The organism is Nocardia sp. NPDC047038 (genome assembly GCF_040644075.1).
In the GTDB taxonomy this organism is placed as follows: Bacteria; Actinomycetota; Actinomycetes; order Mycobacteriales; family Mycobacteriaceae; genus Nocardia; species Nocardia sichangensis.
In genome coordinates this window covers 224,933-238,730 of sequence record NZ_JBEYVQ010000007.1, presented here as the reverse complement: position 1 = coordinate 238,730, position 13,798 = coordinate 224,933, and the positions used below count along the sequence as shown (strand labels likewise).

Here is a 13,798-nt window from a genome sequence, read left to right as displayed (position 1 = left end):
ATGATTGCGTGCCGATCGTGGGCTGGCCGAGGTGTGCGGTCCGGCCGGGGAGGTGCTTGGTATCGCACCGGCGCCGATCGCGGGTGGTCTCGGACAACGGTCCCTGTTTCCGCGGCGAGGTGTGCAAGACCGCGTTCGCCGGACCCGACCCGCTGCTGCGACACCTCCGCACGCGGGTCCGGTCACCGCAGACCAATGGAGTGATCGAGCGGTTCTTCGGTACCTTGAAATACGAGCATTTGTTCCGTGGTGCAATCGCCGACGGCCACACCCTGGACATGGAGGTCCACCGATTCCGGGTCATCTGCAGCACGATCAGACCACACCAAGAGATCGACGACCAAGTGCCCAGAGCAGCCTTTCGCCAGCTGTGACAAGCTGAAAACGTCCGCCCAGCGGCAAGAGCGGACATTCTGCACGCTAGGGTCCGTCCTCAAAGTTGGTGGGGTTGATGTGGTGTGGTTCTCGGTTGTGGTGCGTAGGCACGAGTTGAGCGAGGGGCAGTGGCGGGTGATCGAGCCGCTGTTGCCGGTGTCCGGAGCAAAAGGTCGTCCGCGCGTGGATGACCGCCGGGTGATCAACGGCATGTTGTACAAGGCCAAGACCGGGGTGACGTGGCGGGACCTGCCCGAACGTTACGGGCCGTGGAAAACGGTGTACAACCGGTTCTGGCGGTGGTCGCGCAACGGCACCCTGGGGACGCTTGTGACGAAGGTGCGTGTGGTCGCCGAGGCTGTCGCCGAGCTCGATCGGGAGGTGTCGGTGGATTCGACGATCGTGCGTGCCCACCAGCATTCCGCTGGCGGGCGTGCGCGTGTGGTTCACACAGGGGGACAACGGATCCGGCGGCGAACACAGTGAGCCAGTTGATCATGCTATCGGTCGTTCCCGTGGCGGGCCGACCGCCAAGATCCATCTGGCCTGTGACGGGCTCGGCCGCCCGCTGAGCGTGGTGTCGGCCGCGGGCAATGTCAACGACTGCACCATGTTCACCCAGGTCCTGGCCGGTATCCGGATGCCACGTCCGGGTCGGGGTCGGCCATGGACGCGTCCGCGGCGGGTGTTGGCCGACAAGGGCTATTCGACTCGCGCGATCCGCGAGCACCTTCGGGGGCGTGGTATCACCGCCACGATCCCCGAACGCAGCGATCAGCAGGCCCACCGTCGCCGCCGGGGCAGTGCTGGAGTTCGCCCACCGACGTTCGATCCGACCGCGTATCGGCGCCGCAATGTGGTCGAACGCTGCTTCAACCGGCTCGAGCAGTACCGGGCCATCGCGACCCGATACGACAAGACCGCGATCTCCTACCGAGGCATGCTCGACCTGGCCACCCTGCTCATGTGGCTTTGATGACGGACCCAAGCCCGCCACCCCCGGCCCGTCGACGCAGGGCCCGGCGGATCCCGCCCCGCCAGCGGCCCGGCACCGCAGCGCCTTCTGTCGGTGTCGGGGCCGCGCGGTAGCGTACGGACACAGACCGTTTCGACCCACACGGCCATCCCGATGCAGCCGAAAGGTCGCATGCCACCCTGGATTCGCCAGCCCTCATTGACCAGTGACACCGTCACACTAACGGGATTGATGAGCAGGCGGCCTCGCTGAGACCAGAGGTCGACGCTGGCGACGATGGCTCGGCCCCGTCGACATCGCGGCGGCGACGAGGTCGGGGCCGAACCCGTCAACTGGACCTACTGTGGCTGATCCAGCGGCATTCGGATCACTTGGCGAGAGCCTTGCCCCCATTCGGAGCCACTGCGAACCATGTCCCCCCGACGCCCTGGCCGAGCAGATCCCCTGGCTTCTTGTCTTTCGAGAAGAAGTACACTGGCCAGCCGCCGATGGTGATTTGGCATGTGCCGTCGGCCCGTTCGATGAACCCGACGAGTTGTGGGTCGACTCCCGACGCGTAGACCGATTGGTCGCGGGTAACGGTCAGCGGCGGCCATGTCACGGCACATTGCCCGGCGCAGTTGGACGCCGACGGCTTCGCGGTGTCCTTGTCGAACCGGTACAGCGACCGGCCCGTCCCGTCCGACACGTACTGCCCGACACTGGGATCGCTGGTCACATCGAGCTGCACCGCATTCGCGGTCCCGGCCGGGGCTGCTCCGCCGTAGATCTTCAGCCAGCCCTGCGTCTTCGCGACCGCGGGAGCCTGCCCCGCAGCGGGCGCCAGCGCGGCGGTCACCGTGGTCGACGATGCCGGCTCGGCCGCCGGAACAGCTCGCCCGTCATCGCCACCACAGGCGCTCAGCAGCCCCGCGAATACGACCACGGTGGCTGCGACCGGCACAGCGGCACGCTGGAATCTTCTGGCCGAGGTCATCTTTCGGTCCCTTTCGTCGCTATTCAGCGAGGCGCACAATGCATCTCGTCACCTGTACTACGAACTGTCGCGACCATAGGTTCACTCGGTGCGCCGCCCCTGCGGTGTGCGGTGCGTCATAGCTGCGGGGCCGAGGTGCCCTCGCGGACCTGGCACCCGCTTCACGCTTGGATCGACCACGTCTCGCATGACTGCGCCCTCGTCATCTCGCCGGCCATGAAGCTCTTCTGTGCCGACTTGTCGATCGACTACTCGGCCGTCGGCGTCCACTCGTGGCGGTACTGGAAGGCCGCGCTGCCCAAATCCTGGCCCTCTCGGCAAGGAGGCCTCGGCGTTCGATGGGACGTCGACAAGCTTCGAGTGCTTCCGCGTCCCGCGCTGCACCGGTGAGGCCGCACGCATCATGTCCGCGCTCACCACCGAGCTGCCCGGGATCCGGCTGCACGGGCTCGGGGTCAAGACCACCGGCCTGAGCCGCTACGGGGCGCTGCTGTCGAGTGCGGACTCGATGGCCTGGTCCTACTGCGCTCGCGGCGAACGCCCGCTGCCCCGCCGCAGCCCGACGCGCGGATCCACCCCGCCGGAATAACTACTCCTCGCTCAACTCGTGCCTACGCACCACAACCGAGAATCACACCACATCAACCCCACCAACTTTGAGGACGGACCCTAGGTGGCTGGTGTCGAACGGGCAGTGTGCGGGCTGTGGCGTGCCGGGAAGGTCGGAGTGATCGACCAGTTGACGGTGCCCGTGGTTAGTCGGTGTCGGGCCGTGTCAGGGTGCGCTCGTGGTGATTCGGCATGAGGGTTCCGGTGGCCGGTATCGTCAGGCCTGAGCCGCGGTCCAGCCGCTGGTGGTGTGGCCGATGCCCAGGACCGCGAGGCGGGCGAGGTTGACCGCGGCGGCCAGCAGGCCGAAATCAGCGCCGATCTTGACCGGTCCGCGCATCCGGGCACGGCGCCCGCCGTGGCGGCGGCGCATCAGATGACCGATTTTGCGTTCCACTTTGGGGCGGATTCCGCGGTAGTCGGCTTTCCAGACAGGATCGTCTCGACGCTCCCGGGCCGTGGCCAGGTAGCGCTCGTAAGCGCCGATGGTGATCGTGCGCCCACTGGCTGCGGTGGTGCACTGTGCGCGCAGCGGGCAGGACGCGCACGCGTCACCGAAGCAGGCGACGCCGGTGTGGCGACCGATCCGGGCGGCGATCGGTGCGGTGACTGCGGCCGGACACCTCACCGTCCGGGTGTTCAGGTCGATCGTGAACCGGTCCTTGGAGAAATGCCCTTTCACCGACGGCGACGGCTGCACCTTGATCAGATTTCGAATCCCGTTGTCGTCCAACCGTTTCAGCAACTCTCCCGCCCCATAGGCGGCATCACCGAACACTGCGGCGGCGTCGTTGTCCCGGCCTGCGGCTTCGGCGGGCAGGATGTCGGCGAGTAGTTCCTCGGCCACCTCCGCGTCACCGTTGTTGCCGGGGGTGACGGTGGTGGCGGTGATGATCTCGCTTGTCCGGATCGACAGCGATGTGGCCCTTGTAGCCGTCGAACCCTCGCGCGGAGGTTTTGCGCCCGTGGCGGGTTTCGGGGTCAACGGTGGAGATCACCCGATCGGCGGCGGTGCCGCACACGATCGCGAAATGCCCGTCGGCGTCTTCACCGATGTCCTGGCCAGCACGGTGGCCAGCAATGCCGCGGCCTTGCCGACTCGCTCGTCCAGCTCGCACCCGTCCAGCAGCGCCAGCATCGCCATCCCGTCGCGAACACGAGAATAGATCAGCTGGTTACGGGCGGTTTCGTCGTCCCAGTCGATGCCCGGTTTCGCCGCACTGGCGTAGTCGTCACCGCTGCCGGCCAGAGCTCGCAGCCGGGCAGCCAACTCGGCACCTGCCGCAGCGAGCAGACCCCGGATCGCCGAGCGGACCAGGGTGATGGTGTCCATCGTGGCCACCGCGTCATACAACGGCGTCGAATCCAGCACCCGACGACGACGACCCACGAGCCCGGCCTGGCGCGCCACCTCCAGCACGGCATCGAAGACACGGTCCGGCCGATCCGAGCGAGCCAGCCTCGCGCGCATGTCCACCAAGACGGTGTGCACGAATCCCGGATAGTCGAAATCCAGTCCACCAGCTGCGTACTTCCAACGGGCGTCGAACGCGGACCGCTCCACCGCCTCCCGATCCGACAGACCCTCGAACCGTTGCAACACCATCACCACCGCCACGATCATCGGCGGCACCGACCGCCGCCCGACATCGGTGAACAGGTCCGCGAACATCTCATCCGGGAACAACCGGCCGCATTCTCGGTGCAACACACCATAAATCGAGTCATCGGCCACCCGGCCGGCGGTCGCCGCGGATGCACCGATGACGGTGTGGGCGTTGGATTTCCAGTTCGACTCCACTGTCGATGGTCGGACGGTGAAGATCGCGTCGATGGTCGATGAACACACCCGGGTCGCTGCTGCATCTGGTGGAACGCTCCATCACTGGCGAGAAACTCGTCGCCGAACTCGCACGGGTGTTCGCCACCCGGGGCGTCCCGAAGGTGCTGCGGTGCGACAACGGCCCGGAAATGATATCCACAGCGCTGCAACGCTTTTGCGCCAACAGGATCGGGATCACCTACATTCCGCCCGGCACGCCGTGGAACAACGGCTACATCGAGTCGTTCAACCGCCGGTTGCGCACCGAGTGCCTCAACCGCAACCACTGGACCTCCCTGCTCGAGGCCCGCGTGGTCATCGGTGACTTCAAGACCGAGCACAACCTGCGGCACCGGCATTCAGCCCTGGGCTATCGGACACCGGCCGAGTACGCTGCCGCCTGCACCCACACCCACCACCCGGTGGACTGCGGGATCGACTGACAACGGACGAAACAACCCGGGCTCTACGTCCGGGTGGTCGCGTTATCGGGGACTGGCCATAAGCGATGAGTGCACCCTGCACGAGGTGCCATCAAACATCTTATGGAGTTGAGCGATCGATCAGTGCGTGGAGGTTGCGGGCCACGGCTAGGCCGGTCAGCACTCCCGTTGCGGTACCAGATACGAATGCAAGTGCCAGGCCGGCGATCGCACCGTATGCATGAGTAACCTTCAATCCAGCTGCGGCACCAGCGCCAACGCCTGCACACAATCCCACCAGCATCGAGACCCCGATTATCACCATCGATCGGAGTGAGATCAGTGGCTGCGGAGTGTCGGCGTTGCGGCCGACGGACGCGCCGTTGGCCGGGTCGCCGGAACCCGCTACTGTTGACATTCTCGTCCTTCCTGCTCAAAGCCATGGTTACGACGAGGACGGCCCCTGTTCCCGCAGGGGCCGTTGCCATTTCGGCGCCGACCAGCCGTCCTCACCGCGCTAGCCTCCTCCGCCTGAACCCCTTTGGTCAAGTCGAACATTCTTGGAGATTTTCACCAACAGGCACTACTGTTGAATCCATGGCGAAGCAGGTTGCAGCCGTGGGGCCGACTGGGATCCGGGTAGGCCAGCGGTTAAGGCACCTCCGGCAGTCCAGTGGTCGCACCCTCGATTGGGTCTCGACGAGGCTTGGCGAACTCGGTCGACCGATCGATCTGTCTGCGCTGGCAAAACTTGAGAAAGGTCAACGACGGGTCGATGTCGATGATCTTGTGGCATTAGCTCTCGCGTTGGACGTTTCCCCCAACTGGCTCCTCCTACCCATGGACGCGACTGACGACAGAGTCGACTTGACTACGGTGTTCAACGCACCGGCGGAAGAGATCTGGGCGTGGGCTGTCCGTGATCAGCCCACCGGTATCAGGCCAAACGCTGGCGTAGTAAACGAGCCATCCCCAAAGCAGTCGAACTTTTGGTTTCTTCAGGCAGAGTGGCCGGATCTGTACGATCAGGCCGCCCGTGCCGAGTATCACGCAAATGTCGATCCACGAATATCATGCTTCTACAGCCGGTCTGCGCTTGAAATGACGTTGAGATGGCTCTACCGACACCTAGGCTCCGATCAGGAGCCCAAGAGCGCCACTCTCTCGGCTATGATTTCCGACCCCGCGATTTCCGACACACTGGGACCGCTGACTGCCAAGGCGAAGAACATCATTCGACATGGAAAAGCGGCTGTTCACAGTTCGAGGATGCTGTCTAGAAGTGACGCGCTCGCCTGCGTCACCGAACTGTATAATATTCTGAAGTTGTTTGCTGGAATGTTTTCCTCTCATGCCGATAGCCTTCCGGGAGAAGAATGCAATTTCGATCCCCGGGCTACGATACCGACGGGCTTCATCGAAGATCGGACATCTCAGGTATCGGGACAGGGCGATGCGCGAAGGGTCTCAGCCGCTTTAGGGATTTCTGAAGACGTATCAGAACGTGTTCACTATGTATCTCTCGATATGGATGTGGATCTGCCGATCGAAGAAGAGAAACGGAGCGGAGGTGAACTTGCATCGAGAGCTGTCTTTGAAATGCTCCTAGAGGAAACGGGTTGGGCCGATGGCCCGTCTCTGAGTCGCGACTATCCCCTTACTCGCCCTCAGGGCTCGGGACGTTTGTTCGCTGATTACGTCTTGTGGGACGATAACCGTCGTCCACTGGCGTTGGTCGAAGCCAGGGAAGCTGGTTCCGATCTGCAATCCACCTTCTCGCAATTGCGAGCGTACGCCCGCGAATTTGAATACAAATTCGGCCTGCTTCCCTATCTTTTCGGTGTCATAGGTAGCGACCTCCTTGTATGGGATGAAGTCTCATTCTCGCCGCGACTAATAAAAGGGTTCTACACAAAGGAGGAACTTGGTCGTAAGATTACCAATCGCTTAAATCGTCGGAGTTTGAATCAAGTTCCGATCGAGGAGCGGATCGTCACTCGCGACCATCAGAAACGTATCGTGCATGACGTTTGCGAGGCTTTCGAGGGCCACAATGGGCGGCGTAGGGCGCTGGTGAGTATGGCAGTCGGAAGCGGGAAGACTGCCACATGTGCAGCCCTTGTTGATCGCCTCGTTCGTGCCGGTTGGGCTAATCGCGCGCTCTTCGTTACCGATCGACAGGCCAGGGTTGACCAGGCTTTGGACGTGTTCAAGGCGCATCTGCCAGACCTTATCGTCTCGGATAGTGCGCGCGGTCACGACCCGAATGCACATTTATTTGTCGTGCCGCTCCACAAATTGGCGTCGTATATCGATCCAAACGGAGAATCCTCGCTTCGCCGATACGGTCACGGATTCTTTGATCTTATCTTCATAGACGAGCTCGTATCGGTAGGAAGTCGAGCGTGCCGACGGATAATGGACTATTTTGACGGGCTGGTGGTTGGATTTACGTCCTGCCCTACGGAGAGTCTTGATGAAGATATCAAGATACTGTTCGATATAAGCGAAGACACGCCAACCAGTAGTTACGGCTTCTACGAAGCTGTGGCAGACGGCTACCTGGTGGAACCCGAATTCACGAGCGTGAGGATTACCTCAGGGCTCAATAGTCAAGATAGCGTGACAGGCAAACTTGGAGGCGAAGAGGCAATCGATGCTTCGCTGAGAATACTCATGGAGCGGGGGGCTTATGCCGCTGACGGAAAACTAGGAAAGACGATCATTTTTGCTCAGAACGTCAGCCATGCCCAGTTGGTTGCGCGTCGTTTCAGAATTAAGTATCCCGACTTGGGAGGCGACTTCGCACTTCCTGTCACTTCTCGAATAATCAATGTATCAAATATCATTGAACGATTCAAAGATGCCCAGTCCGTGCCGAGAGTGGCAATTTCTTCTGGAATGCTAGATATGGGATTTGATGTGCCGGAACTCGTCAATCTGGTATTTCTGAAGAAGGTAACATCCAAAGGCTTGTTCTGGCTGATGTTAAGCCGAGGCGCGCGACCAGTAAAGAGCGTCCATGGTGACGGGTGGCGAAAGGAATCTTTTCGAGTATTCGATTTTGGCGATAACGGCGAACACCTACGCTAGACCGAATGGACCATACATGTTGCATGCTGGCATCAATGGGCATCCATCCAATGCAAATACTGGCGCGATGTGCGATAGCCACAAATACGTGCCACCCAAGCGGTGCGCCCGACGTGCGGGGTGGCCATGCGGCGCATGTTCGGCCAGTGGCAACGCGAACTCGTCGCCCAACCGTGCCGGGCTACTGGAAGGCGACTACGCCAGCAGCCGGTGCGATCCCAAATGCGCCAACTGATTTCGTGAGTACATGGGTAACTCCATGTACTCACATCGAGCCAGCTTGCAATTGGCATCGTTGTCAAGAGCGGACCGTGTTGGAGGTGGTTGGTGGCATTGGGCCGCTGAGCTGCGGATACTTCCAACGCCTACCCCACTCCCGCTGTAGCATTGATTGCTGGCGTTGGCGGGTGCGAGCCTCGTTGGTTGACGTCAGTCATTAAATGGCGATTTTGATGACAAGTAGCGATGATTGACCAGCAACCGCGCCGGGCACGAGCGAATCACGCGTGGTGCAACGTTGGATCCTGCTGGACTCGTACAGCGGACCATCCCCGCGTGCGCGGGCCGACCGCTTCTGTGGTCGACGCAGTGCCGTTGGCCGCGGACCATTCCCGCGTGCGCGGGGCCGACGCAATGTATGAGCACAGCTGGCGCGTCTACTACGGACCATCCCCGTGTGCGCGGGGCCGACGAATGCTACTGCGGCGAACCGACCTACGCCGACGGACCATTCCCGCGTGCGCGGAGCCGACCGGTGCTGGCGGTGGGCGTGCTGGTGCTGGCGAGGACCATCCCCGCGTGCGCGGGGCCGCCGTTCGTAGCCATCTCCGATCGTGTGATCCGCTACAGCGGCGCCGACGTGATGGAGTACCTGTCGAGCAGGCGCATCGATCCGAAGGCGGCGTGATGAGCGACCGCATCGGCGCCATTCCGCTCGGGGTCGCAGTCCGAGGCTATATCGAGGTCCGAGGCAAAGGCGGGATGGTTCGGGCTCGGGTCCGCTGGACCGATCCAGTGGCCAAGGCCCGGGACACGAGGTCGAAGACGTTCGAATCCCAGGAGGAAGCCGAGAACTGGATTTCGGGGATCGAGCAGGCGGCCCTGCGCGGTGTAGATCCGAAGACCGCGACTGCGACGCTGGCCGAGTACGGGAATGCGCACTGGGATACCGCGATGCGGGGCGTGGAGCCGAAGACGCTCGATCCGTATCGGGCGGGCTGGCGGCGTCGGGTGGTGCCGACACTGGGTCATCTGCCGGTCACCATGATCACAACCGGTTTGGCCGATCGGGCGGTGGCGGGCTGGATCGCGGACGGCTGCGGAGAGTCCACGATCAAGAACACCTTGGCAGCACTGGCGCGGGTCCTGGATCAAGCCGTGCGCGACGAAGTGATCGATCGCAACCGGGTCGACGTGAGCGGGTGGCGTCGGCAGCTGGCGCGGCGCGAGGACGAGCTCGACGATCCGCGTGCGTTGGCGTTGCCGGATTGGGCCGCGCTCGAGCAGTTGATGACGGCGCTCACGGAAGCATCGGCCGGGCGATTTCGCGGCTGGGGCGATGTGGTGATGTTCGCGGCCTGCACGGCGACCCGGATCGGGGAGGTTTCGGGTTGCCGGGTCCGGGATATCGACACCGAGCAGTGGGTGTGGACGTTGCGGCGGCAGACGACGCCGGGGCCGGGTGGATTGCAAGACAAGGGCACGAAGGGCAAGCGGTCGCGTCCGATTCCGTTGATCGAGGAGATTCGTCCGCTGATCCTCAGGCGGATCAACGAGGCGCGCGCCCGCGTTGAACGTGGCCTGCAGGAGGCGAGCGAGAAGCAGCGGCGAGAGGCGCTGTTGGATGCTCGGCTGTTCGTCGGGCCTCGGGGAGGTCGCATCCAAACGGGAGTGCTGCGGGATGCGACCCATTGGGACGAGGTTGTGACGAAGCTCGGATATGAGCATCTGCGGCGTCACGATCTCCGGCATACCGGGCTGACATGGTTCGCGGATGCCGGGGTTCCGCTGCATCGGCTTCAGCGGATCGCCGGGCACACTGATCCCAGGATCACGCAGCGGTACCTACACCCGGATATCGCGGCATTGCAGGAGGACGGCAATCAGCTGTCGCGGCACCTGCGGGGCAAGTCTGGCCCCAGATTGGCCCCAACTCTGCGGGCGGTACCGTAGGAAAAAATCCCCTCCGATGCAGGTCGGAGGGGATTTCTCTATGTCGGGCTGACAGGATTTGAACCTGCGACCACTTGACCCCCAGGTAGGTCCGGGCGCTAAAAGTGCAGGTAGATACCGGTTTTCGGTAGGTCGCTGGCTCGCATTGAGCAGCTTGTTGTTTGGCATCGTTCATAGCGTGTGGTCCCGTTCTGGTCCCGTCCCTCTAGCTTGCAAGACAGGTGCGGACTGACTGCTCTCTTCCCTACGACACGGCTGTCGCGAATGATGTCGTACTGATCGAGTACGGTGCGCGATTGTTCTAGTCCTTCTGCGGTGGGGTATACGAAGTGCAGCTGTCGAGGTTGACCCGTCCGTTCGTGTTGCAGGCGATCGAGAAGTGCGACAAGGCTGGTAGGCCCAAGTTCCTACGGGAGCACGGATTCAAACCGGCTCGGGAGTACTTCTTGCTGTACGAAGGTCGTGCGTACGACTCGAAAGCGATCGTCGGCGTTGCGTACAGTTTGATGACAGGTGAGCGGTACGCCGCCGAAGACTTTTCGGGTGGACTCGCACTGACTGATCGGCTCGAACGGCTCGGCTTCGAGGTCACCGGCAAGATGGCCTGGAAGCTCGAAGAACAAATCCTGGCCTGCGATCTGCTCGACCGGAACGACTGGCGAACGATTCCTGAGAGGGACCCGCGGACCGAGGAACTGTCGAAGCTCCTCCGTGCCCAGTGGGTGTACGCGCCGAGCATTCCTGAGTACAGAAGCACGGACAGCGTGCACCGTAAGTTCGAAGACCTGAGGACCGCGCATCCGAACCATGACGGTACACGTACAAGAGGCGGCAGGCTCTCAGCGCACGTCGCAGAAGCATTCGCCAAGCACCGCGACAAGATGCGAGCCCTGGCCGCGATGCTTAGACAGCACGGGCAGCTCGACTTGGTGTTGGATCACGACGACGAGGACATCGAGACCCCTGACGCTGACGCTGCGTCTGCTGATGAGTTCGCGGCGGCGATTGAAGGCAAAGCCCGCCAGCGCCTCACCCGTGTCTACGAACGAGATCCGAAACTGCGGCGCCGAAAGATCGAGCGGTCGAGAAGAGAGCGCAACAGTATCGCGTGCGAGGTATGTGGCTTCGACTTTGAGGCCACGTATCCCGGAATAGGTGACGGATACGTTCATGTCCACCACGTAGTGCCGTTGCACACCAGCGGACCCACTGAGAACACCCTCGACGACCTGATTCTTCTGTGCGCTAACTGTCACCAAATGATCCATCGGCCGAAGCAATTCCTGACTCCGGACGAACTGCGGGCGATCATTACAGCCGGACCTGGCAATCTTATGCGCTTTCATCTTGAGGGGAAGCCGGGTGCTAGCAACTCATGACGAATCAACACAAGGGCCTAGGCTGGCTTCAGAAGCAAATTCTCAAGTGCTTACATGACGACGACTTTTCCCTCTCCGTGTTCGAGATCGCATCCGATATTTACAGTGCCGGGGATGAGGACTACCTTCCAGGAGATGCTGAAAAGGGTTCGGTATACGCCGGTTTGAAGCGGCTTGAGAAGCGAGGCCTGGTCAAAGGACGGTGGACGTGGATCAGAGATATTGGGATGGTCATGGTATGGAGGTCGACAGTGGATCCGTCCGGTCCAGTCCTGGATCCGGGCGGATAAGCCCCTCAAAGAGCGTCAGCATCCTCTAGTCGGGTAGCCCGAATTACGGCGAATCGTTGTTGTGATGCGCGACCCGCCCTGATTACGCCTCGAACGGCCTCAGTTCGTGGCATGATTTCCTTATGCAGTTGTGGGTGGTCAGTGCCGCGGAGGTCGATCCAAGTGATGCGCGGGATGTGGTCCTATTGCGCGAGACCACTTGGAATGATTGGTGGAAGTACTCCACCCTCTATACCGTGTCGTACGTCGATGCCGCTGGCTCCAGCAAGACTCTGGGGGTGGTCAAGGTGGGTCAGCAGGGAATGAGCCCGCCAGAGCCCGGCGAGCCCGCGGCGCGCCCCGCTCTTCCTTCAAGATCTTCCGCCTTCGACAGCAGTACGTTCAGTCTCGGTCAGGATCCCGCGTATTACGAAAACGTGAGTCAGCTCGGATCACCGCAGCGAGTTGCCATTCACAAGACACTTCGTGATGTCGCGTATGACCTTACTCTTTGCGATGCAATGCTGAATGAGGACGTAATGACGGAGTCTCTGCTAAGAGAAATACCTCTGCAATTGTTGAAGGGGCAATTTCATCGCCTCGCACACGGCGGTGCACGCCTAACTCCCTATGTATTTTCTTTTGTGAGTCGTGATTTAGAAGGCAAAGAACAGCTCAATCTATCCTTCGAGGTTAAGCCGGAGTCTTATCCTCCTACTAATATTCACGCAATAGTTGGAAGGAATGGTGTCGGCAAGTCTACATTATTAAATGCAATGGCAGATGATCTTGCGGGGCGCGACGGATCTAGCCGGGGAAGTTTCCAAAGCCCTAATGGCCGACGGTTCACAGATTTCAATAATCTGGTGTCTGTTTCTTTTAGCGCATTTGATGATTTCGAACCTGACGAGAGGAACAAGGATCGTCACAAATTTGGGTATTCATACATTGGTCTGAAAATTCAAAGTGTAGTTGACCCGTTTCAGCCGGTGCCGTCGCAGCTCGACCTACTGCTTGAAGCTGTCGGCTCATGTCTGTTCGAAGCTCGAAAGGAGCGTTGGCAGAACGCTCTGAGAATCCTCGAAGCGGACCCGATCTTCGAGCAAATGGGGCTCGTGTCGCTGATCTCTTCGAGCGCGAATGAGGTAGTCGGATTCGTTAGAGAGACTTACCCTCGACTCAGCTCCGGACATAAAATAGTTTTGATAAGCATTACAAGACTTGTGGCGACTGTGGAGGAAAAGACACTCGTGTTGATCGACGAGCCAGAAGCGCACCTCCACCCTCCTTTGCTCTCTTCATATATCCGTGCCCTTAGCGAGCTCATGGTCGACCGTAATGGTGTCGCAATTGTTGCAACCCACTCTCCAGTAGTGCTCCAGGAAATGCCAGCGACTTGTGTATGGAAGCTGTCTCTCGTTGGTCAAGCTAGCGTGGCCATTCGCCCGGACATGGAGACTTTTGGAGAAAATGTCGGCGTTCTAACGAATGAGGTTTTCGGGCTGGAAGTAACATCAACCGGTTTTCATAAAATGTTGAGTGACGTCGCAGAAAAATATCCTGAGTACCCAGTTGCGCTACAGCAATTTAATGGTCAGTTGGGCATGGAGGGCCGCGCCATTTTGCGTGCTCGTATTGCTAAAAACAATCGGGGGTAGTCGGGCAATGTGGGCGGCGACACCCCCGGAATTCTCGTGCTCCGAGG

The 13,798-nt window shown here is 61.0% G+C and carries 11 protein-coding genes and 2 pseudogenes; 10 read left to right on the top strand and 3 right to left on the bottom strand.

Translation table 11 applies throughout. From position 1 onward, the window contains the following. The first annotated feature begins 8 nt into the window (after window positions 1–8). Both ABZ824_RS24210 and ABZ824_RS24205 read left to right on the top strand, forming a co-directional pair. A complete protein-coding gene (locus tag ABZ824_RS24210; RefSeq protein WP_356965464.1) occupies window positions 9–374 on the top strand; it encodes an integrase core domain-containing protein in 366 nt (121 codons plus the stop codon). 79 nt (window positions 375–453) lie between these two features. Beyond that, window positions 454–1,351: pseudogene (locus tag ABZ824_RS24205) on the top strand (IS5 family transposase). Window positions 1,352–1,718: 367 nt separating this feature from the next. On the opposite strand, the gene ABZ824_RS24200 reads toward ABZ824_RS24205, so the two are convergent. Then, window positions 1,719–2,366, bottom strand: coding sequence for a hypothetical protein (locus tag ABZ824_RS24200; protein WP_356965463.1), 648 nt, complete (start codon window positions 2,364–2,366; stop codon window positions 1,719–1,721). A gap of 177 nt (window positions 2,367–2,543) precedes the next feature. Between ABZ824_RS24200 and ABZ824_RS24195 the strand changes: the two genes are divergently transcribed. Next, window positions 2,544–2,717 carry a hypothetical protein gene (locus ABZ824_RS24195; RefSeq protein WP_356965462.1) on the top strand — a complete coding sequence of 58 codons (174 nt, stop codon included), beginning with the start codon at window positions 2,544–2,546 and terminating at the stop codon, window positions 2,715–2,717. Between the two features lie 13 nt (window positions 2,718–2,730). After that, window positions 2,731–2,916, top strand: coding sequence for a hypothetical protein (locus ABZ824_RS24190; RefSeq protein WP_356965461.1), 186 nt, complete (start codon window positions 2,731–2,733; stop codon window positions 2,914–2,916). A gap of 237 nt (window positions 2,917–3,153) precedes the next feature. Here ABZ824_RS24190 and ABZ824_RS24185 read toward each other — a convergent pair whose 3' ends face one another. Next, window positions 3,154–3,921: a transposase gene (locus ABZ824_RS24185; RefSeq protein WP_356965460.1), complete on the bottom strand. Its 768-nt coding sequence runs from the start codon at window positions 3,919–3,921 to the stop codon at window positions 3,154–3,156. 9 nt (window positions 3,922–3,930) lie between these two features. Continuing rightward, window positions 3,931–4,647, bottom strand: a complete 717-nt coding sequence (locus ABZ824_RS24180; RefSeq protein WP_356965459.1) for a transposase — start codon at window positions 4,645–4,647, stop codon at window positions 3,931–3,933. 28 nt (window positions 4,648–4,675) lie between these two features. On the opposite strand from ABZ824_RS24180, the pseudogene ABZ824_RS24175 reads away from it, so the two are divergent. The 6 genes and pseudogenes from ABZ824_RS24175 to ABZ824_RS24150 all read left to right on the top strand — a co-directional run. Further along, window positions 4,676–5,201: pseudogene (locus ABZ824_RS24175) on the top strand (integrase core domain-containing protein); the annotation flags it as partial. A gap of 576 nt (window positions 5,202–5,777) precedes the next feature. Continuing rightward, window positions 5,778–8,273, top strand: a complete 2,496-nt coding sequence (locus ABZ824_RS24170) for a DEAD/DEAH box helicase family protein (protein ID WP_356965458.1) — start codon at window positions 5,778–5,780, stop codon at window positions 8,271–8,273. 676 nt (window positions 8,274–8,949) lie between these two features. Next, complete coding sequence (locus tag ABZ824_RS24165) at window positions 8,950–9,180, top strand: hypothetical protein (protein WP_356965457.1); 231 nt, start codon at window positions 8,950–8,952, stop codon at window positions 9,178–9,180. Beyond that, window positions 9,180–10,445, top strand: coding sequence for a site-specific integrase (locus ABZ824_RS24160; protein ID WP_356965456.1), 1,266 nt, complete (start codon window positions 9,180–9,182; stop codon window positions 10,443–10,445). Before ABZ824_RS24165 ends, ABZ824_RS24160 begins: the two co-directional genes overlap by 1 nt. A gap of 344 nt (window positions 10,446–10,789) precedes the next feature. Then, entirely contained in the window at window positions 10,790–11,824 is a 1,035-nt protein-coding gene (locus tag ABZ824_RS24155; protein WP_356965455.1) for an HNH endonuclease, read from the top strand. Between the two features lie 412 nt (window positions 11,825–12,236). After that, window positions 12,237–13,751: an AAA family ATPase gene (locus ABZ824_RS24150; RefSeq protein ID WP_356965454.1), complete on the top strand. Its 1,515-nt coding sequence runs from the start codon at window positions 12,237–12,239 to the stop codon at window positions 13,749–13,751. Window positions 13,752–13,798 lie beyond the last annotated feature (47 nt).

What these genes read in the sequence shown, in the direction of transcription:
- ABZ824_RS24195 (WP_356965462.1), top strand. Translation starts at nt 2,544, where the DNA reads ATGAAGCTCTTCTGTGCCGACTTGTCGATCGACTACTCGGCCGTCGGC.
- ABZ824_RS24190 (WP_356965461.1), top strand. Translation starts at nt 2,731, where the DNA reads ATGTCCGCGCTCACCACCGAGCTGCCCGGGATCCGGCTGCACGGGCTC.
- ABZ824_RS24170 (WP_356965458.1), top strand. Translation starts at nt 5,778, where the DNA reads ATGGCGAAGCAGGTTGCAGCCGTGGGGCCGACTGGGATCCGGGTAGGC.
- ABZ824_RS24160 (WP_356965456.1), top strand. Translation starts at nt 9,180, where the DNA reads ATGAGCGACCGCATCGGCGCCATTCCGCTCGGGGTCGCAGTCCGAGGC.
- ABZ824_RS24150 (WP_356965454.1), top strand. Translation starts at nt 12,237, where the DNA reads ATGCAGTTGTGGGTGGTCAGTGCCGCGGAGGTCGATCCAAGTGATGCG.